The sequence below is a fragment of the Neisseria shayeganii genome, from assembly GCF_014054965.1.
Taxonomy (GTDB): Bacteria; Pseudomonadota; Gammaproteobacteria; order Burkholderiales; family Neisseriaceae; genus Eikenella; species Eikenella shayeganii.
This window is the reverse complement of the sequence record NZ_CP059567.1, coordinates 1,190,208-1,210,686: the sequence shown is the minus strand read 5'-3', so window position 1 is coordinate 1,210,686 and position 20,479 is coordinate 1,190,208. Positions and strand designations below refer to the sequence as shown.

At 58.1% G+C, this 20,479-nt stretch carries 20 protein-coding genes, 1 tRNA gene and 1 pseudogene; 14 read left to right on the top strand and 8 right to left on the bottom strand.

What is annotated here, in order from left to right:
- Positions 1-143: 143 nt before the first annotated feature.
- The 5 genes from H3L94_RS05935 to H3L94_RS05915 form a co-directional block, all read right to left on the bottom strand.
- Positions 144-593, bottom strand: coding sequence for a ProQ/FINO family protein (locus tag H3L94_RS05935; protein ID WP_182121262.1), 450 nt, complete (start codon positions 591-593; stop codon positions 144-146).
- 143 nt (positions 594-736) lie between these two features.
- Positions 737-1,225: a 5-(carboxyamino)imidazole ribonucleotide mutase gene (gene purE / locus H3L94_RS05930; RefSeq protein ID WP_040659923.1), complete on the bottom strand. Its 489-nt coding sequence runs from the start codon at positions 1,223-1,225 to the stop codon at positions 737-739.
- 82 nt (positions 1,226-1,307) lie between these two features.
- Entirely contained in the window at positions 1,308-1,973 is a 666-nt protein-coding gene (locus tag H3L94_RS05925; protein WP_182123066.1) for a tetratricopeptide repeat protein, read from the bottom strand.
- The gene (locus H3L94_RS05920; RefSeq protein WP_182123065.1) at positions 1,964-2,656 is read right to left on the bottom strand and encodes a class I SAM-dependent methyltransferase; all 693 of its coding nucleotides are present in this window, start codon (positions 2,654-2,656) and stop codon (positions 1,964-1,966) included. The genes H3L94_RS05925 and H3L94_RS05920 overlap by 10 nt, the downstream gene beginning before the upstream one ends.
- Positions 2,657-2,676: 20 nt before the next feature.
- Positions 2,677-2,862, bottom strand: coding sequence for a DUF3460 family protein (locus tag H3L94_RS05915; RefSeq protein WP_182123064.1), 186 nt, complete (start codon positions 2,860-2,862; stop codon positions 2,677-2,679).
- A gap of 238 nt (positions 2,863-3,100) precedes the next feature.
- Between H3L94_RS05915 and H3L94_RS05910 the strand changes: the two genes are divergently transcribed.
- A protein-coding gene (locus tag H3L94_RS05910) for an IS5 family transposase (RefSeq protein ID WP_244958876.1) occupies positions 3,101-3,810 on the top strand; the annotation gives its coding sequence in 2 pieces (ribosomal slippage) (positions 3,101-3,392 and positions 3,392-3,810; 711 coding nt in all).
- Between the two features lie 13 nt (positions 3,811-3,823).
- Here the strand turns inward: H3L94_RS05910 and H3L94_RS05905 are convergent.
- Positions 3,824-4,192, bottom strand: coding sequence for an Mth938-like domain-containing protein (locus H3L94_RS05905; RefSeq protein ID WP_182123063.1), 369 nt, complete (start codon positions 4,190-4,192; stop codon positions 3,824-3,826).
- Positions 4,193-4,445: 253 nt separating this feature from the next.
- On the opposite strand from H3L94_RS05905, the gene H3L94_RS05900 reads away from it, so the two are divergent.
- The 13 genes and pseudogenes from H3L94_RS05900 (at position 4,446) to H3L94_RS12785 (ending at position 15,932) form a co-directional block, all read left to right on the top strand.
- The gene (locus tag H3L94_RS05900; RefSeq protein WP_182123062.1) at positions 4,446-5,753 is read left to right on the top strand and encodes a homoserine dehydrogenase; all 1,308 of its coding nucleotides are present in this window, start codon (positions 4,446-4,448) and stop codon (positions 5,751-5,753) included.
- Entirely contained in the window at positions 5,746-6,174 is a 429-nt protein-coding gene (locus H3L94_RS05895; RefSeq protein ID WP_182123061.1) for a hypothetical protein, read from the top strand. The genes H3L94_RS05900 and H3L94_RS05895 overlap by 8 nt, the downstream gene beginning before the upstream one ends.
- A 183-nt stretch (positions 6,175-6,357) precedes the next feature.
- A complete protein-coding gene (gene mog, locus H3L94_RS05890; protein ID WP_182123060.1) occupies positions 6,358-6,936 on the top strand; it encodes a molybdopterin adenylyltransferase in 579 nt (192 codons plus the stop codon).
- Positions 6,896-7,687 carry a hypothetical protein gene (locus H3L94_RS05885; RefSeq protein WP_182123059.1) on the top strand — a complete coding sequence of 264 codons (792 nt, stop codon included), beginning with the start codon at positions 6,896-6,898 and terminating at the stop codon, positions 7,685-7,687. Before mog ends, H3L94_RS05885 begins: the two co-directional genes overlap by 41 nt.
- 194 nt (positions 7,688-7,881) lie before the next feature.
- Positions 7,882-10,425 (top strand): [protein-PII] uridylyltransferase, encoded by a 2,544-nt coding sequence (glnD, locus tag H3L94_RS05880; RefSeq protein ID WP_182123058.1) that lies wholly within the window; start codon positions 7,882-7,884, stop codon positions 10,423-10,425.
- Between the two features lie 97 nt (positions 10,426-10,522).
- A pseudogene (locus H3L94_RS12430) lies at positions 10,523-10,704 on the top strand (ATP-dependent exonuclease); the annotation flags it as partial.
- Between the two features lie 122 nt (positions 10,705-10,826).
- Positions 10,827-12,182 (top strand): bifunctional 3,4-dihydroxy-2-butanone-4-phosphate synthase/GTP cyclohydrolase II, encoded by a 1,356-nt coding sequence (gene ribBA, locus H3L94_RS05875; RefSeq protein ID WP_182123057.1) that lies wholly within the window; start codon positions 10,827-10,829, stop codon positions 12,180-12,182.
- A gap of 77 nt (positions 12,183-12,259) precedes the next feature.
- Positions 12,260-12,336, top strand: a tRNA-Val gene (locus H3L94_RS05870).
- Positions 12,337-12,443: 107 nt separating this feature from the next.
- The gene (gene thrS / locus H3L94_RS05865) at positions 12,444-14,354 is read left to right on the top strand and encodes a threonine--tRNA ligase (protein ID WP_182123056.1); all 1,911 of its coding nucleotides are present in this window, start codon (positions 12,444-12,446) and stop codon (positions 14,352-14,354) included.
- A 143-nt stretch (positions 14,355-14,497) separates the two neighbouring features.
- On the top strand, positions 14,498-15,019 hold the full coding sequence (gene infC, locus H3L94_RS05860; RefSeq protein ID WP_182123118.1) for a translation initiation factor IF-3: 522 nt from the start codon (positions 14,498-14,500) through the stop codon (positions 15,017-15,019).
- A 154-nt stretch (positions 15,020-15,173) separates the two neighbouring features.
- Entirely contained in the window at positions 15,174-15,371 is a 198-nt protein-coding gene (rpmI, locus tag H3L94_RS05855) for a 50S ribosomal protein L35 (RefSeq protein WP_040659925.1), read from the top strand.
- Positions 15,372-15,383: 12 nt separating this feature from the next.
- Entirely contained in the window at positions 15,384-15,740 is a 357-nt protein-coding gene (gene rplT, locus H3L94_RS05850; RefSeq protein ID WP_009118009.1) for a 50S ribosomal protein L20, read from the top strand.
- Between the two features lie 69 nt (positions 15,741-15,809).
- The gene (locus tag H3L94_RS12785) at positions 15,810-15,932 is read left to right on the top strand and encodes a hypothetical protein (protein ID WP_280525475.1); all 123 of its coding nucleotides are present in this window, start codon (positions 15,810-15,812) and stop codon (positions 15,930-15,932) included.
- Positions 15,933-16,285: 353 nt separating this feature from the next.
- Here H3L94_RS12785 and H3L94_RS05845 read toward each other — a convergent pair whose 3' ends face one another.
- Positions 16,286-16,540, bottom strand: a complete 255-nt coding sequence (locus H3L94_RS05845; RefSeq protein WP_220457327.1) for a cupin domain-containing protein — start codon at positions 16,538-16,540, stop codon at positions 16,286-16,288.
- Between the two features lie 174 nt (positions 16,541-16,714).
- Positions 16,715-20,389: a nitrate reductase subunit alpha gene (locus H3L94_RS05840; RefSeq protein WP_182123055.1), complete on the bottom strand. Its 3,675-nt coding sequence runs from the start codon at positions 20,387-20,389 to the stop codon at positions 16,715-16,717.
- Positions 20,390-20,479 lie beyond the last annotated feature (90 nt).

Sequence of the window (20,479 nt, the reverse complement as noted above, 5' to 3'; positions counted from 1 at the left end):
AGCAGTCAGGCGGCAGCGGAACAGATGTTTTGCTGCCCTCTGTTGTCGCTTGGGAAAGGGTGTTGCCGATGATATGGGGCAAACAGCATTTCAGGTAGCCTGCTCTGCTGAACAGGCTACCTGAAAGCGTTTCAACAATCGGCTTATTCGCCGGTGTCTGCCGCAGGAGCGACGGTTTCGGCCGGCGCAGTCGGCTCGGCTGCGGCTTCGGCGTTTTGTTCGGCCTGTTTGGCGGCCTGCTTTTCCAGCATTTCTTTCACTGCCGGATGCTGTTGGGCAATGGCTTGCTCTTCGGGGCTGACTTCGCCTTTGAAGCGGTTGTTCAGGTCGAAGCGTTTGCCGCCGCGGGCGAGGGATTTGAGGTAGCGCGGGCGGCGGCAATGGTTGGCCAGCACGCGGGCGATCAAGGCGGGGTCGTATTGCGGCAGGGCGGCCACCAAATCTTGGTCGATGCCCAATGCCAGCGGTTTGAAGCGTTTGAAGACATCGTATTTGCCGTAAATGTGGTCGGCAATCATGTCGGTTTGTTTCTTTTTGCTCATGGTTTGCACGGCTGATTTCAGCGCGGCGCCCAAAGCGGTTTCCTGCGTCATTCGGAACGGTCCTTGTGTGGGTTGCGGTTATAACGGGGCGGATTTTCGCACAGCGGCATCGCTTTGGCGAACAAATCGACGATGCAGCGGGCGGTTTGTTGGTAGGATGGCACGCCCGGCGGCGAAGATGGACCTGTGGGGAGTTATGCCTGCGGCGGCAGGCTCATGCCCAATACGGTTTGCTTTTGCTGTTCGCGGAATTCGGCCAACTGGCGGGCCAGTTTGGGCGATTGGTTGGCCAGCAGGGAGACGGCAAACAGGGCGGCGTTGGCGGCGCCGGCTTCGCCGATGGCAAAGGTGGCCACCGGCACGCCTTTGGGCATTTGGACGATGGAGAGCAGGGAGTCTTCGCCGCGCAGATATTTGCTGGGCACGGGCACGCCGAGTACGGGGACGGTGGTTTTGGCGGCCACCATGCCGGGTAGGTGGGCGGCGCCGCCGGCACCGGCGATGATGGCTTGCAGGCCGCGTTCGCGGGCGGTTTCGGCGTATTCGAACATCAAATCGGGGGTGCGGTGGGCGGAAACGACGAGGGCTTCGTAGGCGATGCCGAAGCGGTCGAGGAATTCGGCGGCGTGCTGCATCACCGGCCAGTCGCTGTTGCTGCCCATGATAATGCCGATTTGGGTCATGGCGGGGTCCTTTGTGAAACGTTGGGAAGTGAAGAGGCTACCTGAAAACACGGCCCAAGCCGGTTTCAGGTAGCCTCGGTGTTTAGCGGTTGTTTTGGATGCGTTGGTGGGCGCGGCGGGCGGCCGGGCTGTTGGGATAAGTCTGCATCAGTTTGCGCCAGGTGTCGCGTGCGATGTCGCGCTGTTGCATATTCCATTGGCAGCTGCCCACGCTGTACAGGGCTTCGGCCGCTTTCGGATTGGCGGCGAAGCGGGTGGCGAAGCGCTGGCCGCTGATGATGACGGATTCGCAATTGCGCAGTTTTTCGTGGCTTTGCATCATCAGAAAGAGGGCGTTTTGCTCGGTTTGGCTGCCGCTGCCGTTGCGCTCGGCAAAGCTGAGGTGGTGCAGGGCTTGGCGGTAGAGGCCGTTTTGGTAAAGGCTGCGTGCCTGGCGGTAGGCTTGGTCGTGGCTGTTTTGTGCCGCAGCGGCCGGGACGGGGGCAGCCGGCGTGGCGGTGCTGCCGCGGACGGGGCGGCTGTCGGCGGCGGGCGCTGCTTGCTGTTTGTTTTGCAGTTCGGCGATTTGTTGGCGCAATTCGCTGATTTGCTGCTGAAGTTGGCCGATTTGCTCAGTGTGGGCGTTGAGTTGGATGTCGATGCGCTGGTCGGCCGGGGCGTGTTCCGTTGCTGGCGGATGGGGCACGGGGGTGAGGCTGCCGCAGGCGCTGAGGCCCAGTAAGGCGGCGAAAACGGCGGTCAGGCGCATGGGGTTTCCTCCGAATGGCGTTTGCGTAGCAGGGTGAGGCCGTCGCCCAAGGGCAGGGTGAGGGCGTCAATGCGCCCATCGTTTTGCAGTGCGCGGTTAAAGCGGCGGACGGCTTCGAGTGAGGGCGGTTCGCCGGGGGCGGGATCGTGGCAGACGCGGCCGCCCAGCAGCAGGTTGTCGATGGCGATGAGGCTGCCGGGACGAACCAGTTGCAGACAGCGTTCGTAATAGTGGGCGGTCGGCGGTTTGTCGGCGTCGATGAAGGCGAAGTCGTAGCTGCCGGCTTCGCCGTTGGCGATCAGCTGGTCGAGGGTGATCAGGGCCGGTTGCAGATGGAGGGTGATTTTATGGGCCACACCGGCCTGCTGCCAGTAGCGGCGGGCGATGTCGGTGAAGGTGACGTTGATGTCGCAGGCGGTGAGGCGGCCGTCTTCCGGCAGCGCCAGCGCCAGCGCGGTGCTGCTGTAGCCGGTGAACACGCCGACCTCTAGGCAGCGTTTGGCGCCGGTGATTTTGACCAGAAACGCCAGCAGTTGCGCCTGCTCGGGGGCGATGTGCATCTTGCCCAGACGGTGCTTGGCGGTGGTGCGCCGCAAATCGGCCAATACATCGGCTTCGGCGGGGTTGATGCGCTGCAGGTAGCCGGCCAGATCGGCAGGCAGGTGGCGGGTGGCGGCGGTCATGGCGCGACGGGGCGGGTGTTTCAGTCGGGCTGGTAGGCGTAGGGTTTTTTCGGCAGCTTGGCGGCTTCGAAATCGGCCTGCTCTTCGGGGTCGAGTTCGACATCCCACAGCAGGGCGCGATTTTTCAGGCGGCGGGCGGATTCTTCGGGATGCTCTTCCAGATATTGGTTGAGAAATTGGGTGGCTTCGGATTGATAGTGGTACATGCTGTGCTCCGGATAGGGCGGCGCGGCTGCGCCTTTTATTGAATATGATGTGGCGGCGCGATTATAACGGAACGCGGCGCGGAAAGGCTACCTGAAAGCGGGGTAGGGCGGGCAAGGATGAGGATTTCGCCGCAGGCTTTAGGCCGAATCGACATTCATCTGGTATCTTTGGCGGATGACCAAGACCAAGCATCCGCGGCCCCGCCGCTACGAATTAACCCAAACCTAATGGGAGCGGATCGAAGATCTGCTCCCAGGCAAGGCCGGTGACCCCGGGCGTACGGCAGCGGACAACCGCAGCTTCGTCAATGGCGTGCTGTGGGTGTTGCGCTCCGGGGCGCGCTGGAGCGATCTGCCCACGCGCTACGGAGCCTACAAGAGCGTGCACAAGCGCTTCACCCGCTGGGCGGCCAAGGGTATCTGGGAGCTGGTGTTCCAGTCCCTGATTCAGGATCGAAGCAACGAGTATCTGATGATCGACAGCAGCATTGTCCGGGCGCACGCACAGGCGGCGACCGGAAAAGGGGGGCGGCACACCCGGCTCTGGGGCGTTGCCGAGGAGGTCTGAGCACGAAGATCCACATGGCGACAGATGGCCAGGGCCGACCGGTGCGATTCATCCTCACTGGCGGCCAGCGTAACGACATCACGCAAGCCCCAGCGCTGCTGGCCGGGTTCAAGCCCAAGTACGTCTTGGCCGACAAAGGCTATGACAGCCGGCAACTGGTGGCGCTGATCCACTCGCTCGGCGCCCAGGCGGTGATCCCGCCTCGCAGCTGCCAGCAGCCGCGTGCCTACGACAAAGCACGCTACCGGCTACGCAATCGCATCGAGCGTTGCTTTGCCAGGCTCAAGCAGTTCCGCCGCATCGCCACTCGTTTTGACCGCAAGCCCTCTCACTTCCTGGCTTTCCTCTATCTCGCATCAATTACCTTGTGGGTGGGTTGAATGTCGATTCGGCCTAGGGCCACAGCCAGGCCCAGATGCGGCGGCCTTCGCTTTGCAGCAGCATATGGGTGCGGCAGGCCGCTTCGGTGCTCATGCACTCCACGCCTACGCCGGCCGCCGCGGCGCGGGCGGTGAGGCGGGGGTGGATAAATTGCTGTTTCGGTCCAGTGCCGATGAGGATGATTTCGGGTTTGGCAGCAAGGGCGGCATCGAAATGTTCGGCCTGCAGATCGGCCGGGGCGGCGAGGCCGGCAGGGCGCAGGGTGTGGCCGGTGTCGATGAGGACGGCTTCGTTGTGGGTGTGGCCGTTGACCGTCAGTTGGCCGGGGCGGTAGGCCTCGATCTGCAGGGTGCCGTCGGCCTGGTGTTCTTGTATCAGCATATGGGGGCTTTCTATGGCGGTTGGATGGGGCTACCTGAAGGGCGAAAACCGCTGCGGCAGGCTGCCGGGCGCAAGCGGCTTGGGCAGATACAGCGAGCTTGATATTGGTGATGACGGATCGCGACCGCCGTTTGGCTGCGTTGCCGCATTTTCAGGTTCTACAAACCGTTTTTTTCGGCTAAGATAGCAGCCTTTTGTTATTCGGAGTCGGCGGGCAGGCGCCCGAGCGCAGCATCATACACAAGGAGCAATCATGCAGCCAGTGAGAATCGGCATTTTGGGAATGGGTACCGTCGGCGGCGGTACGGTGAAACTGTTGGCGGCCAATACTGCCGAAATCGCCCGCCGCTTGGGCCGGGAAGTGGTGGTCACCGCCGCCGCCAGCCGCAATGCCGAGCGCGCCGAGCGTTTGTGTCCGCCCGGTACCGCTGTGGGCACCGATGTGTTTCAGGTAGCCGCCCATCCGGAAGTGGACATTGTGGTGGAGTTGATCGGCGGCACCGATGTGGCCCGCGAAGCGGTGATCTGCGCCATTGAAAACGGCAAACATGTGGTGACTGCCAACAAAAAACTGCTGGCCGAGCACGGCAACGAAATTTTCGCCCTGGCTGATAAGCACAATGTGATGGTGATGTTTGAAGCGGCGGTGGCCGGCGGCATTCCCATCATCAAGGCGTTGCGTGAGGGCTTGGCGGCCAACCAAATCCAATCGGTGGCTGGCATCATCAACGGCACCAGCAATTTCATTCTCAGCGAAATGCGCGATCACGGCAGCGCGTTTTCCGATGTGCTGAAAGAGGCGCAGCAGCTCGGTTATGCCGAGGCCGACCCGACCTTCGACATCGAAGGCCACGATGCGGCGCACAAATTGAGCATCATGTCGGCGCTGGCCTTCGGCACCCCCATCCATTTTGACGCCTGCTATCTGGAAGGCATCAGCAAGTTGGAAAGCCAAGACATCCGCTACGCCGAAGAGCTGGGCTACCGCATCAAGCTCTTGGGCATCACCCGCAAAACCGATCAGGGCATCGAATTGCGCGTGCATCCGACCCTGATTCCCGAATGCCGCCTGCTGGCGAAAGTGGAAGGCGTGATGAACGCGGTATTGGTGCAGTCGAATATGGTGGGCGAAACCCTGTATTACGGCGCTGGCGCCGGCGCTTCGCCCACCGCCAGCGCGGTGGTGGCCGACATCATCGACATCGCCCGCCTGCTGAATGCCGACAGCGCCCACCGCGTGCCGCCGTTGGCCTTCCGCCAAAGCGGCGAAACCCTGCGCGTGCTGCCCATCGAAGAAATCATCAGCAGCTATTATCTGCGCGTGTCCGCCGAAGACGAGCCGGGCGTGTTGTCCGACATTGCCGGTATTCTGGCGGCGCAAGGCGTATCGATTGAAGCGCTGATCCAAAAAGGCGTGATCAACCATCAAACCGCGGAAATCGTGATTCTTACCCACCGTGCGCAGGAGAAGCGCATCCAATCCGCCATCGCACAAATCGAAGCGCTGCCGCGCGTGACTGCACCGGTGACCATGATCCGCATGGAGAGCCTGCATGGCTGAGGAAAAATCTCCGCGCACGCCCGAGCAGCAGGCCGAATATCAGCGTTCGCGCAAAAAAATCCGCACCATCCGCATCTGGCTATGGGTGATTGCCTTGCTGTTTCTCGGTTTCGGCCTGCTGTCGCGCTGTGCGCTGAGCCCCTCCCAGGCCGCCGTGCGCATTGTGGAGTCGTGCGTGAAAAACATGCCGTTCTCGCCGCAATGGGAAAGCGATTTGGCCAAACACGGACTGCAGGGACAAACCGAGCGCGTGATTGAGCCGTTCTGCCGCTGCGTGTGGGAAGCGCCTTTGTCCAAGCTGAGCGATGATGATTTGCGCAATTTCTCCAAGCTTGACACCGAAGCCCAGCTGGACAAGCTCGGCGGGGCGCAGGCATTCCTGCAACGTCAGGAACAGTGTTTGGCGGCGCAAAAGCCATAAGTTTTCGGCTTTCAGGTAGCCTGAAAATTGTGGCGGGCAGTTCCGGCCAGTCAGTGTTTGATACCGGTTTCCGGCTTGCTTCGGCGGCCGGTTTTTGTTTCTTGCCGTTGCCGCGCAGACCGTGCCCAAAGTAAGCGGGCAATCGGGTACAATGCGGCTTTCCCGTTTGCCGGTACCGCCGCCATGAATACTCTTTCCCCCATCACCATCGGCCTGATTGCCACCAGCGACCGCGCCAGCAGCGGCGTGTATGCCGACGAAGGCATACCCGCGCTTAAAAATTGGCTGGATCGGGCTGTGCGCAACCCCGTCCGTTATGTGGAAGCCCTGATTCCCGACGACCAAGATGAAATCGAAAGCATGCTCATCCACATGGCCGACCAAGAGCATTGCGATGTGATTTTCACCACCGGCGGCACCGGCCCCGCGCCGCGCGACGTCACGCCGGAAGCCACCTTGGCGGTATTGGACAAAGAGCTGCCCGGCTTCGGCGAGCAGATGCGCCGCATCAGCCTGCACTATGTGCCCACCGCCATTTTGTCCCGCCAAACCGCCGGCATCCGCGGCAGCAGCTTAATCGTGAATCTGCCCGGCCGGCCGAGGGCCATCGCCGAAACTTTGGGCGGCGTATGCGCAGAAGACGGCAGCGTGGTGGTGCCGGGCCTGTTCGGCGCCATTCCCTACTGCGTGGATTTGATCGGCGGCGGCTTTATCGAAACCGATGCCGCCGTTTGCCCTGCTTTCCGTCCCAAGCAAAAATAAACCCTTTCCTGTTTTCAGGCTACCTGAAAGCCGTTTCCGCTTCCCCACCGTTGCCACAGAAGCCATGCAGCCGACCTACCGAATTTTTTATTCTTTCTACGAAGACGACGCCCACATCGACAGCGAGTCTCCGCTGCCCGTGGCCGCCGCCGAGTTGCCCGCCTATTTGGCCCGGTTGCGGCTGCACGGCGATTTTCTCGGCCTGGTGGACGAAGACGAGCAGACTTTCCAAATCATGTACGAGGAATTCAGCGGCTATTATTGGGGCGAGGTTCCCGACGGTGCGCGCGAAGGTTCGCACGGCCGTTTTTATACCGAAGAGGAGCTGGAAACCCTGCTGGCCGACTTGCCCGACCGCTTTTGCCCTAAACATTTCGACGGCTTGGTTTTCGAGCGTTGGTATGACGACTTCCGCCACAGCCCTTACGGCATTGAAGCCGAAACCCTTTACCAGCAAAGCAACGAAGGCGGAGAATTGGTGCGCATTGCCGAGGATTTGTGCGAATCTTGCCAGCTCGGCGAGTGGGACGGTTTGTGCGACGAAGGTTTGGCCCGTCTGCAGCGCGAGCTGCCGGCCATGCCGGCGGCGTACACGCCCGTCAATTTGCAACGCCTGGTTCGCGCCCTCAATTGGTTGGACGACTTGGTGGAAAACAACGATTTGTTCGACGAAAACTGTTTGGACGATTGGTGCGATATGGTGTTGGCCCGCATCGTCGATTACCACAACCACCGCCAGCCCCGCCATTGAAAGGCTGAGACCTTTGCAAAACCCCCAGATGTGGATGCAGTTCAAGGCGTAGCAGCGCAGCGAACGTGAACATCAGGAATCCCCGTGGGACAGACATATCATCTAGATAGGCAAGTGAGCGAGCAGCGCACAACGCAGAAATGCGCCGCAGATGGGGTTTTGCAAAGGTCTCAGGCTACCTGAAAGCCCGCCCGATGACCCCCCTCGCCGCCGAACTTGCCCGCCGCAAGGCCGACATCATTGCCGACTACCGCCGCCACCGTAATCCGCAGGTTTTTTTCCGCGAATATGGGGCGGCGTTGGCACAACTGCTGGCCGGTTTATGGCAAGCCCTGCCAGATACCGAGGGCTTGTGTCTGTTGGCCACCGGCGGGTTTGGGCGCGGCGAAATTTATCCTTTCTCCGATATCGACCTGGCCTTGGCCGCCGATGCGGCCCTGACGCCGGCCCAACAGTCGGCGGCGGAAATGCTGGTGCAGCAGTTATGGGATTGCGGTTTGGCGCCGGCCTTGAAAAGTGGCAGCATTGCCGAATTGTGTGCCAGCGCGGCGGCAGACCTCACCGGCGACACCGCTTTGCTGGAGTCGCGCCTATTATGCGGGGATGCGGGGGTGGCGCAGCGCTTGGCGCGTGCTTTAGACTTGCAACGCGACGTGGTGGGCTTTATCGAAGGCAAACTGTTGGAGATGCAGCAGCGCCATGCCAAGGCGCAGGCTGGCAGTTTGCTGGAGCCGAATGTCAAAACCTGCCCCGGCGGCCTGCGCGACATCCATACCATGTTGTGGCTGGCCCAAGTGCAGGGCATGGCGCCGCAAAGCGGCAGCTTGGTGCAGCGGCGCATTCTCAGCCGTACCGAATGGGGGGTGCTGATGAACAGCCACCGCCGCCTGGCCCGCATCCGCATCGAGCTGCATTTGGCCGCCGGGCGGGCGGAAGAGCGGCTGATTTTCGATTTGCAGCTTCAGGTAGCCGCTGCGCTGGGCCATCACGACGCGGAGGCCCACCGGCGCAGCGAACAGCTGATGCGTACGCTTTACCGTGCCACCAAGGCGGTCAAACAGCTCAACGGGATTTTGCTGCCCATGCTGCGCGGCCGGGTATATTCGGTGTTGCCGCGGGTGGTGCGCGACATCGACGCCGATTATTACCAGGTGGGTAATCTGTTGGCGGTAAAAGACAAAACCATTTTCCGCCGCCAGCCCAGCCATATTTTCAAAATCTTATCCCTCTGGCAGCAGCACAGCGATGTGTCCGGCCTCGCGCCGCAAACCTTGCGCGCTTGGTGGCAAGCGGCGCAGAAGCAGGTGAATGCCGCTTTTTACGCCAATCCGGTCAACCGGGGCCGCTTTGTCGGCTTTTTCCGTCACGGCGGCGGCCTCACCCATCTGCTGCGCTTTCTCAATCTCTACGGCGTGCTTGGCCGCTATCTGCCAGAATGGTCGCGAATCGTCGGCCTGCTGCAGCACGATCTGTTTCACGTTTATCCGGTGGACGACCACATTCTGATGGTGGTGCGCAATATGCGCCGTTTGGCGCTGGATGCCCACAGCCACGAGTTGCCGTTTGCTTCCGGCTTGATGGCGGCGTTTGGGCAGCCGCACATTCTTTATCTGGCCGCCTTGTTCCACGACATTGCCAAAGGCCGCGGCGGCGATCATGCACAGTTGGGCATAGCCGATGCCCGCCGTTTTGCCGCCGACCATTTTTTGTCGGCGGAGGAGGGCGATTTGTTGGCTTGGTTGGTGGAAGACCATTTGCTGATGTCGCTGGTGGCGCAGAAGGAAGATATTCACAATCCGGAGGTGGTGGCGCGTTTCTGCCGCCGCGTCGGCAGCCAGGAGCGGCTGAGTGCCTTGTATTTGCTGACGGTGGCCGATATCCGCGGCACCAACCCGAAAATCTGGAATTCTTGGAAGGCCGGCCTGTTGGAGAGCCTTTACCGTTTGGCCTTGGCGCATTTTCAGGGCAAAGCCGCCGATAGCAGGCTGGCGGTGAGCCGCCGGCAGGAGTCGGCAAGGGTGCAGCTTGAAGCGTCAGGCTTGGACGAGGCCGGCTGCCGCCGCTTGTGGCAGTTGCTCGGCCCGGCTTATTTTGTCCGCCATGACGAATCCGTGATCAATTGGCATATGTCGCTGATTGCCGGCAGTCCGGAGCAGCCGCAGGCCCATATGCGTTTCTTGCCGGATACCGGCGGTTTGCAGGTGTTGGTGCTGATGCCCAATCGAGAGCGGCTGTTCGCCGGCTTGTGCCGCCTGTTCGGCCACCACAACCTGAGCATTTTGTCCGCCCAGGCTTATGTGACGGATCACAATCACATTCTCGACACGTTTGTATTGCAGCTGCCGCCGGGCTGCGATGCCGCCGACCAAACCCGCATCCGCCGCCGTTTGCAGCAGGCACTCAACGGTTTCGTGTTGCTGAAGCCGCAGCCGCAGCGGGACGTTTCCCAAGCGGCCAGCCGCCGTTTGCGCCACCTGCCGATTGCGCCGCGCATTCTGCTGAGCGCGGAGGAGGCGCCAGGCGAATATGTGTTGGAAATCATTGCCGCCAACCGACGTTTTTTGCTGGCCGACATCGCCGATGTTTTGTCCGAGCTCAATATCAGTCTGCGGCACGCCAAAATCGCCACGCTGGACGAGCGGGTGGAGGACAGCTTTCTGATCCGTCATCCGCAATTGGATCAAACCGCTTTCCAATTGTTGCTGAAACAAAAGTTACTGGAAAAAATCGGCACGTAAACGGCAGCAAAGCGGGCACAGGCTACCTGAAAACGACTGCGCAGGCTTTCTGCCCTTAACCGATTGCTTGCCAACGGTTTCAGGTAGCCTGAGACCTTTGCAAAACCCCCATCTGCGGCGCATTTCTGCGTTGTGCGTTTATGCCCTATGGGTACTGCTCGTTCGCTTGCCTATCTGTATGATATGTCTGTCCCACGGGGATTCCTGACGTTCACGTTCGCTGCGCTGCTACGCCTTGAACTGCATCCACATCTGAGGGTTTTGCACAGGTCTCAGCCTGTCAATGGAATTTACCAAACAGTCATTTATTTTTCTGATTCTTTCAGTAGTGTGCGTCTAAATTATTTGCCATTTGGTAAATCCGATTTTAGAATCGCGCCAGTTGATTTTCTTGACATGTCATGAGCTCCACCGAATTGCGCCGCCACAATCTGCGCTGCTGGATCAACCGCTTGTACGGCGGCCGGCAGTCTGCTTTTGCCGATGCCGCCCGCATCAACCCGGGCGAGCTGTCAGGTTTGCTGAAAAGCAAATCCTTCGGAGAAAAGAAAGCCCGCAAAATCGAGCGGGACGCCGGCATGCCCGCCATGTGGCTGGACGCCGACCACGGCGACGGCCCGCCCTCTTTCCCTACCGCACACGAAACGAAACCCACCATGAGCCACATCTCCTCTATCCCCGAAATTCTGGCCGACATCAAAGCCGGCAAAATGGTCATCATCACCGATGCCGAAGACCGCGAAAACGAAGGCGATATCTTGATGGCCGCCCAATTTGTGACCCCGGAAGCCATCAATTTTATGATCAAACACGCCCGCGGCCTGGTGTGCCTGCCGATGGACGAAAATATGGTGGAAAATCTCGGTCTGCCGATGATGACGCAGAAAAACGGTGCCCAGTACGGCACCAATTTCACCGTGTCGATTGAGGCGGCCAACGGCATTTCCACCGGCATTTCCGCCGCCGACCGCGCGCTCACCATCCAAACCGCGGTGTCGCCCCAGGCGCGGCCCGAAGACATTGTGCAGCCCGGCCATATTTTTCCGCTGCGGGCGCAGAAAGGCGGTGTGTTGGTGCGGGCAGGCCACACCGAAGCCGGTGTCGATCTGGCACAGATGTGCGGCCTGATCCCGGCTGCCGTGATTTGCGAAATCATCAATGACGACGGCACCATGGCGCGCATGCCCGAGTTGATTGAATTTGCCAAGCAGCATCAGCTGAAAATCGGCACCATCGCCGATCTGATCGAGTACCGCAGCCGCACCGAGAGCCTGCTCGAAGAAATGGGCGATACGCCGGTACAGACCCCGTGGGGCGATTTCCAGCAGCATGTGTATGTGGACAAACTCTCCGGCGAAACCCATTTGGCTCTGGTGAAAGGCAAGCCGGAGGCGTGCAGAGAAACCCTGGTGCGCGTGCACGAGCCGTTTAGCGTGATGGATTTCCTCCAGGCCAATCCGCGCCATTCTTGGCCTTTGCCTGAAGCCTTGGCGCGCATCCAGCAGGCCGAGAGCGGCGTGATTATTCTGATGCACCGGACCGAAACTGGCGCCACCTTGCTCGACCGCACCTTGCCCAAAGGCATGAATCAAGCGCGGCATTGGGACAGCAAAACCTACGGCATCGGCGCCCAAATTCTGGCCAATCTGAACGTGAAGAAAATGCGGGTGATGGGCAAGCCATCCTCCTTTACCGGCCTCACCGGATTCGGCTTGGAAGTGGTGGGCTTCGAAGAGGCGCCGAGCCATTCGGGCTGACCGCCGCAGCGCCCGCCGAATCAAGCTGGCGCGCTTGCCAGCGGCCTTCGGATATCGGTATAATGCCCGCTTTTCGCAGGCACGTAGCTCAGTTGGTTAGAGCACCACCTTGACATGGTGGGGGTCGTTGGTTCGAATCCGATCGTGCCTACCAGTTTCCCAAACAACAAAAGCCGCTCCGTGCGCTTTTGTTGTTTGTCTATTTACCGCCGCCCGCAGCATGCTTTCAGGTAGCCTGCCGTTTGGGTTTTGGAGCACCGGATGATCAATATTACCCTGCCAGACGGCTCCGTCCGTCAGTTTGAAGCCCCCGTTACTGTTGCCGAAGTGGCCGCCTCCATCGGAGCCGGCCTGGCCAAAGCAACGGTGGCCGGCAAGGTGGACGGCGTTTTGGTGGATGCCTGTGATGTGATCAGCCGCGATGCCGCCCTGCAAATCATCACGCCGAAAGACCCGGAAGGCGTGGAAATCATCCGCCACTCCTGCGCCCACCTGGTCGGCCATGCGGTCAAACAGCTGTATCCCGAAGCCAAAATGGTCATCGGCCCGGTGATCGAAGACGGCTTTTATTACGATATTGCTACCGACAAACCGTTTACCCCCGAAGACGTGGCTGCGATTGAAGCGCGTATGAAGGAGTTGATTGCTCAGGATTACGATGTCATCAAGGTGATGACTCCGCGCGCGCAAACCATCCAAACCTTCGCCGAGCGCGCCGAAGACTACAAATTGCGCCTGATCGAAGACATGCCCGAGGTGGAAGCCATGGGCTTGTACCACCATCAGGAATATGTGGACATGTGCCGCGGCCCGCATGTGCCCAATACCCGTTTCCTCAAGCATTTCAAGCTCACCAAGCTGGCTGGGGCTTATTGGCGCGGCGACAGCAACAATGAAATGTTGCAACGCATTTACGGCACCGCTTGGGCCAGCAAAGAAGATCTGAAAGCCTACATCACGCGCATGGAAGAAGCGGAAAAACGCGACCACCGCCGCCTGGGCAAACAGCTTGACCTTTTCCATCTACAAGACGAAGCGCCCGGCATGGTGTTTTGGCATCCGCGCGGCTGGACGCTGTGGCAAACCATCGAACAGCACATGCGCCGCGAGCTGGACGCTGCCGGCTATCGCGAAGTCAAAACCCCGCAGATTCTGGATAAAACTTTCTGGGAGCAGTCCGGCCACTGGGAAAACTATAAAGACAATATGTTCACCACCCAGTCGGAAAAGCGCGAATACGCGGTTAAACCGATGAACTGTCCCGGCCACGTACAGATTTTCAACCACGGCCTGCGCTCTTACCGCGATCTGCCCATGCGTTTGGCCGAGTTCGGCTCCTGCCACCGCAACGAGCCCTCCGGCGCCTTGCACGGCCTGATGCGGGTAAGGGGTTTCGTGCAAGATGATGCCCATATCTTCTGTACCGAAGAACAGATTACCGCTGAGGCCAAAGCGTTCAACGAATTGGTGATGAAAGTGTACCGCCAGTTCGGTTTCGAGCAGGTGGCCGTGAAACTGTCGCTGCGCCCGGAAAAACGCGCCGGTTCCGACGAAACCTGGGACAAGGCCGAGCAGGGCTTGCGCGATGCGCTCACTGCCTGCGGCATCGCTTGGGAAGAGTTGCCCGGCGAGGGCGCGTTTTACGGCCCGAAAGTGGAATACCACATTAAAGACGCCATCGGCCGCTCTTGGCAATGCGGCACCATCCAGCTTGATTTCGTATTGCCGGAGCGCTTGGGTGCCGAATACGTGACCGAGAACAACGGCCGCGCCCGTCCGGTCATGTTGCACCGCGCCATTCTGGGTTCGATGGAGCGCTTCATCGGCATCCTCATCGAAAACCATGCCGGCTCCTTCCCCTTGTGGCTGGCCCCGGTGCAGATGGTGGTGATGAACATCACCGAAAAACAGGCCGCGTACTGCGAAGAAGTGGTAGAAAAACTACGCCAAGCCGGTTTCCGTGCCGAAACAGACTTGCGCAACGAGAAAATCGGCTACAAAATCCGCGACAACAGCCAATACCGTTATCCCTACCAAATCGTGGTGGGCGACAAGGAAAAAGAAAACAGCCAAGTGGCGGTGCGCCGCAAGGGCGAGGATTTGGGCAGCATGACGCTGGCCGACTTCATTACCCATCTGCAAACAGAATTGGCGGTTGTCCATTCCGCCTAAACTTTTCAGGTAGCCTGTTCCCGGCGGATAGGCTACCTGAAACACGACAGCGCTTGCCGGCCTTGAGAAAGGGCACGGGCACCGCATAAGGTAGGCTGCTTTGGGCAGTGTACCCGTACCGAAAAACTTTTATAGGAGACCTCATCATCGCACAAGAACGCGAAGCACGAATCAACGGCGAAATTACCGCCAAAGAAGTGCGTTTAATCAGCAGCACAGGCGAGCAGCTTGGTATCGTAACCGTTAAAGAAGCCTTGGCCATGGCCGAAGAGCAGGATGTGGATTTGGTGGAGATTTCCCCCACCGCCAAACCGCCGGTCTGCAAGCTGATGGATTACGGCAAGTATAAATACGAGCAGTCCAAAAAGCGCGACGAAGCCAAGAAAAAGCAAAAAATGGTGCAAATCAAGGAAATCAAATTCCGCCCGGGCACCGATGAAGGCGATTACCAGATCAAAATGCGCAACATCAACCGCTTTCTTGCCGACGGCGACAAAGTGAAAGTCACCCTGCGCTTCCGCGGCCGGGAAATGGCGCATCAGGAATTCGGCGCCCAATTGCTCGAACGCGTGAAAAACGACCTGGCCGAAGTGGCCACTGTGGAGCAGTTCCCGAAAATGGAAGGCCGTCAGATGGTGATGATGATTGCACCTAAGAAGAAATAAACGTATAATTCCGCGTTTTTCAAGCCCGCCGCCGCTTGGGAAAAAAAACGGCCTTTCGGCCAAATCTGAGGCGGTCAAAAACCGTGGTGTTTGGGTTCAAGCATTGCCATGCAATCCCCTGATGCCTTATCCGATAAATGAATGGAGTTTTCCCATGCCAAAAATGAAAACCAAGTCGAGCGCCAAAAAACGCTTCAAAGTACTGGGTAACGGCGGTGTGAAGCGCGCCCATGCGTTCAAGCGTCACATCCTGACCAAAAAAACCACCAAAAACAAACGCCAACTGCGCGGCACCTCTATGGTGAACGAGCGCGATTTGGCTGCCGTTGCTAAAATGTTGCCCTACGCTTAAGGAGTTTGAACCATGCCACGCGTAAAACGCGGTGTAACCGCTCGTGCCCGTCATAAAAAAGTATTAGCGTTAGCCAAAGGCTACCGCGGCCGTCGTAAAAACGTCTATCGCGTTGCCAAACAGGCGGTGATGAAAGCAGGCCAATACGCCTACCGCGACCGTCGTCAGCGCAAACGCCAATTCCGCCAGTTGTGGATTACCCGTATCAATGCCGGTGCCCGCCAACACGGTTTGTCTTACAGCAAATTCATGAACGGCCTGAAAAAAGCCGCTATTGAGCTGGACCGCAAAGTATTGGCCGATTTGGCCGTATTCGACAAAGCGGCTTTTGCCCAATTGGTTGAAAAAGCCAAAGCCGCTCTGGCTTAAATTGGAAATTTTAAAAAAGGAAGCTTCGGCTTCCTTTTTTCTGTTTTTATTACCGATGGGGGAAACGGAATGAAGTGGTTAATTGAAGGCGAGGCACCGATCGAGAAGCTGAAGCGTGGACGGGTGTCCGGCTTTGTTTGGCAGGTGTTCAGGCTACCTGAAAGCCTTGGCAGATTGCGCTGGGGTGGATAACCCTCAATCGCTTAGCGGACGGAATTACAGTGAGTTGAAAGAGAAGGGGGAGAAATGGATAAATCCCCTGAATGCGTGAAAACCGCTTCAGATATCAACAAAGCCGAAGCGGCCAATTAGTGGTGTGAGTTGATTCGTGGTGCGGGCAACACTTGTTGTTACGGCATCAGTAACCGGCCCGGTTTTACGCTGGGCGGAAGGGCGAATTTCTTCATGGTGTACTTATGCTCGCTTGCTTGTTTATTGATATTTTATTTTTAAGAATAGATGGTTAATGAATATTCGCTGCACTGCTCTAGTTTAGAATCATTCCAATATGCGGTCAGCTTATAAAAATTCTGGTTTTTTCGGTTTCAAGCCGTTTCAAATCCGGCCTGCGGCCTAAGCACGGAAAGCAAAACACAATCTTGTTCACCCGTGTTGCGCAAACCGTGGCGGCAACCGGTATTGATAACCACGCTGTCACCCGCCGCTACCGCCTGTCGGCTGTTATCGTCGCCCCATATTTCGGCACATCCTTTCAGCACCACCCAAATATCTTCCCCGGCCGGATGGCGGTGGGGCGGCAAGATACCCCCGGGCGGAAGCTGCCACAGCACCAGATTCATATCACTTCCCTGATGAAGCACAGTTCGGATGGATTCTGCGGGATTATCCTTTAAATGTTCTGCAATATGCAGAATATCGAGCCGGTTTATTTTGATTCGCCTTTCTCGTATGGATCGTAAAAACGCCTGCCTGAAACAGTTTTCGGGCAGGCGTTGTTCAGACGGCCTGATGAGTTACACAGGTGTATCCATCCAATCCACTTTGTTCATCTTGCGCACAATCACCCATTCGTCGCGGTTGGAGCCTACCGTGCCGTAGTAGTTGAAACCGTAGGCCAGTTGGGCGTAGCCGCCGATCATGTGGGTGGGTTTCAGAATGGCGCGGGTGACGGAGTTGTGGATACCGCCGCGTTTTTTAGAAACCTCGCCCGCCGGAGTGTGGACGATTTTTTCCTGTGCGTGGTACATCAGGATCATGGTTTCGGGAATACGCTGGCTGACAACGGCGCGGCAGGCAATCGTGCCGTTGGCGTTGAACACTTCCACCCAGTCGTTATCGACAATGCCGGCTTTCTTGGCATCGATTTCGGAAATCCACACATGCGGGCCACCGCGCGAGAGGGTAAGCATACGCAGGTTTTCCGAATAGGTGCTGTGGATGCCCCATTTTTGGTGCGGCGTGAGGAAGTTAAGGGTAATTTCCTTATTGCCGTTGGGGTATTTGCCCAAAAGTTTCTTGGTGGTTTTAAAATCCACGGCAGGTTTGTACACGCACAGGTGTTCGCCGAAATCGCGCATCCATTTGTGGTCTTGGTAGAACTGCTGGCGGCCGGTGATGGTGCGCCACGGGATGAGTTCGTGCACGTTGGTATAGCCGGCGTTGTAGCATACTTCTTCGCTTTCCACGCCCGACCAAATCGGTGAGGTAACGATTTTGCGCGGCTGGGCGACGATGTCGCGGAAACGGATAGCGGTATGCTCGCTGGCGTTAATCAAATGGGTATGATCGCGACCGGTGGCTTTACCCAAGGCTTGCCATGCTTTTTTGGCAACGTGGCCGTTGGTTTCGGGTGCGAGGGTCAACACCATTTCGCAGGCATCAATAGCGGTTTCGATTTTCGGCTGGCCTTTGCCCACGCCGGTTGATTGTACGCCGTTGAGTTTGCGCAGGAATTCGACTTCGTGCTTGGTGTCCCAAGCCATGCCTTTGCCGTTGTTGTTGATTTTTTCCAGCAACGGGCCAACCGAAGTGAATTTTTCGTAAATCGCGCCGTAATCACGCTCGACAACGGTAATTGCGGGCATGGTTTTGCCGGGAATCGGGTCGCATTCGCCGTGTTTCCAGTCTTTCGGGTCAAACGGCTGGCCGAGTTCCTGCGGGCTGTCGTGCATCAGCGGGGTAAGCACGATGTCTTTGCGCACGCCGATGTAATCTTTGGCCAACTCGCTGAATTTTTTGGCGAAACCTTTGTAAATTTCCCAGTCGGTTTTACTTTGCCACAGCGGCTGCACGGCCTCGGTGAGCGGGTGGATAAACGGGTGCATATCCGAGGTGTTGAGGTCGTCTTTTTCGTACCATGTGGCGGTCGGCAATACGATATCGCCGTACAGGCAGGTGGTGGACATGCGGAAATCGAGTACGGTCAGCAGGTCGAGTTTGCCTTCTGCGGCGGGGCGCACGGTAATTTCAGACGGCTTGATGCACTCTTCGTCGTTTTCGTCGCTCAACACGGCGTTTTGCGTGCCCAGCAGGTATTTCAGGAAATACTCATGGCCTTTGCCCGAAGAACCGAGCAGGTTTGAACGCCACACAAACAGGTTGCGCGGGAAGTTTTGCGGGTTGTCCGGGTCGTTACACGCCATATCCAGCGAACCGTCTTTCAGACGGCCTGCCACATATTGGGCGGGATCGACACCCGCAGCCTCGGCTTGATCGACAATATCCAAGGGGTTTGCGCCCAATTGCGGCGCGCTCGGCAGCCAGCCCATACGTTCGGCTTTGGCGTTGTAATCGATCATCGAGAGCTTGCCCATACTGCCGTCGGCATTAGGCGCGAGAATTTCATCTACGGCTACTTTTTCATGCCGCCATTGGCTGGTATGGGCGTAGAAGAACGAGGTGCTGTTCATTTGGCGCGGCGGGCGGTGCCAGTCGGTTGCGAAGGTCAGCGGAATCCAGCCGCTTTGCGGACGTAGTTTTTCTTGGCCGACATAGTGGCACCAGCCACCGCCGGATTTACCGATAGAGCCGCACATCATCAGCATATTGATGATGCCGCGGTAGGCCATATCCATGTGATACCAGTGGTTCAAACCGGCACCGACAATCACCATGCTGCGACCTTCGGTATCGTGGGCGTTTTGAGCGAACTCGCGGGCTACCTGAATCACCAATTCCGGTTTCACACCGGTATGTTTTTCCTGCCATACAGGGGTATAAGGCTTGTCGTCGAAATAATCTTTGGCACAATTTTCGCAGCCCAAGCCGTTGTCCACGCCGTAGTTGGCCACCATCAGATCGAATACGGTTGCCACCAATGCGCTTTTGCCGTCGGCCAAAGGAATGCGTTTGGCGGGCACTTTGCGGTAAATCATGTCGTCGCACTCGCCGCCGAAGTAGGTAAAGCCTACGTTTACCACTTCATCGGCGCGCTCTTTCAGCGACAGGGCGGCATGAACTTCTTTATCTTGTGCGCGGGTTTCCAAGTTCCATTTTTGACTGCCGTCCCAGCGGAAACCGATAGAACCGTTGGGCAGGCAGAGGCCGTCTGAAAGCTCGTCCCACACCAAAGTTTTCCAATCGGCATTTTGTTCTTCGCCGAATGCGGCCAATTCGGACGCGCGCAAGAAATATTTAGGCGCATAGCCTTTGCCGTCGGCATCCAAGCGCACCAATACGGGCATATCGGTTAAGCGGCGCACATAATCGGTGAAATAAGGAGAAGGATTGTCGATGTGGAACTCTTTCAGAATCACATGACCCATCGCCATCGCCAAAGCTGCGTCGGTACCTTGTTTCGGCGCCAGCCAAATATCGCCGAACTTCGCCATTTCGCCGAAGTCGGAAGACACAGCCACTGTTTTGGTGCCTTTGTAGCGCACTTCGGTGTAGAAGTGGGCATCGGGCGTGCGCGTCATCGGCACGTTGGAACCCCACACCATCAGATAGTTGGCGTTATACCAGTCGGCAGATTCGGCAACGTCGGTTTGCTCGCCCCAAATTTGCGGGCTGGCAGGCGGCAAGTCGCAATACCAGTCGTAAAACGACAGCGGCACACCGCCGATTAAGCCCAAATAACGCGCACCGGCAGCGTAGCTTACCATTGACATAGCGGGAATCGGCGAGAAACCGAACACGCGGTCGGGGCCGTAGTTTTTAATAGTGTAAGCATTGGCCGCAGCCACCAGTTCATTGGCTTCGTCCCAAGACGTACGCACGAAGCCGCCCAAACCGCGTTGGGTTTTGTACGATTTGGCGCGGTTTTCGTCTTCTACAATCCATGCCCAAGCTTCAATCGGCGACATGGTTTTTCGCGCTTCACGCCACATTTCCGCCAACACCCCGCGCATCATCGGGTATTTCACACGTTGGGCGGAATACACATACCAGCTGTAAGAAGCACCGCGCGGGCAACCTCGCGGCTCGTGGTTGGGCAAATCGGGGCGGGTGCGCGGATAGTCGGTCTGCTGGGTTTCCCAAGTAATCAGGCCGTTTTTCACATAAACTTTCCAACTGCACGAACCGGTACAGTTCACACCGTGGGTGGAGCGCACCACTTTATCGTGCTGCCAGCGGCTGCGGTAGGCATCTTCCCATTTGCGGTCTTCTTCGGTGAGCACACCGTGCCCATCGGCAAAGGGTTCGTGTTTTTGGCTGAAAAATTTCAGGCGGTCTAAAAAGTGGCTCATGGCGGGTTCCTTGTGGTTGTCATTCCGATCGGCAGATGCAAGCGGAATAGTTTTCTACGCCTGCAATATAAAATAGCCGGAGGCCAGAGA

Bases quoted from the DNA above. Each gene is read 5' to 3' on its own strand.
- H3L94_RS05915 (WP_182123064.1), bottom strand. From the start codon at position 2,862: ATGTACCACTATCAATCCGAAGCCACCCAATTTCTCAACCAATATCTG.
- H3L94_RS05935 (WP_182121262.1), bottom strand. From the start codon at position 593: ATGACGCAGGAAACCGCTTTGGGCGCCGCGCTGAAATCAGCCGTGCAA.
- rpmI (WP_040659925.1), top strand. From the start codon at position 15,174: ATGCCAAAAATGAAAACCAAGTCGAGCGCCAAAAAACGCTTCAAAGTA.
- rplT (WP_009118009.1), top strand. From the start codon at position 15,384: ATGCCACGCGTAAAACGCGGTGTAACCGCTCGTGCCCGTCATAAAAAA.
- H3L94_RS05895 (WP_182123061.1), top strand. From the start codon at position 5,746: ATGGCTGAGGAAAAATCTCCGCGCACGCCCGAGCAGCAGGCCGAATAT.
- H3L94_RS05885 (WP_182123059.1), top strand. From the start codon at position 6,896: ATGCCGCCGTTTGCCCTGCTTTCCGTCCCAAGCAAAAATAAACCCTTT.
- purE (WP_040659923.1), bottom strand. From the start codon at position 1,225: ATGACCCAAATCGGCATTATCATGGGCAGCAACAGCGACTGGCCGGTG.
- H3L94_RS05905 (WP_182123063.1), bottom strand. From the start codon at position 4,192: ATGCTGATACAAGAACACCAGGCCGACGGCACCCTGCAGATCGAGGCC.
- ribBA (WP_182123057.1), top strand. From the start codon at position 10,827: ATGAGCTCCACCGAATTGCGCCGCCACAATCTGCGCTGCTGGATCAAC.
- H3L94_RS05920 (WP_182123065.1), bottom strand. From the start codon at position 2,656: ATGACCGCCGCCACCCGCCACCTGCCTGCCGATCTGGCCGGCTACCTG.
- mog (WP_182123060.1), top strand. From the start codon at position 6,358: ATGAATACTCTTTCCCCCATCACCATCGGCCTGATTGCCACCAGCGAC.
- H3L94_RS05900 (WP_182123062.1), top strand. From the start codon at position 4,446: ATGCAGCCAGTGAGAATCGGCATTTTGGGAATGGGTACCGTCGGCGGC.
- H3L94_RS05840 (WP_182123055.1), bottom strand. From the start codon at position 20,389: ATGAGCCACTTTTTAGACCGCCTGAAATTTTTCAGCCAAAAACACGAA.
- H3L94_RS05845 (WP_220457327.1), bottom strand. From the start codon at position 16,540: ATGAATCTGGTGCTGTGGCAGCTTCCGCCCGGGGGTATCTTGCCGCCC.
- H3L94_RS12785 (WP_280525475.1), top strand. From the start codon at position 15,810: ATGAAGTGGTTAATTGAAGGCGAGGCACCGATCGAGAAGCTGAAGCGT.
- H3L94_RS05925 (WP_182123066.1), bottom strand. From the start codon at position 1,973: ATGCGCCTGACCGCCGTTTTCGCCGCCTTACTGGGCCTCAGCGCCTGC.
- thrS (WP_182123056.1), top strand. From the start codon at position 12,444: ATGATCAATATTACCCTGCCAGACGGCTCCGTCCGTCAGTTTGAAGCC.
- glnD (WP_182123058.1), top strand. From the start codon at position 7,882: ATGACCCCCCTCGCCGCCGAACTTGCCCGCCGCAAGGCCGACATCATT.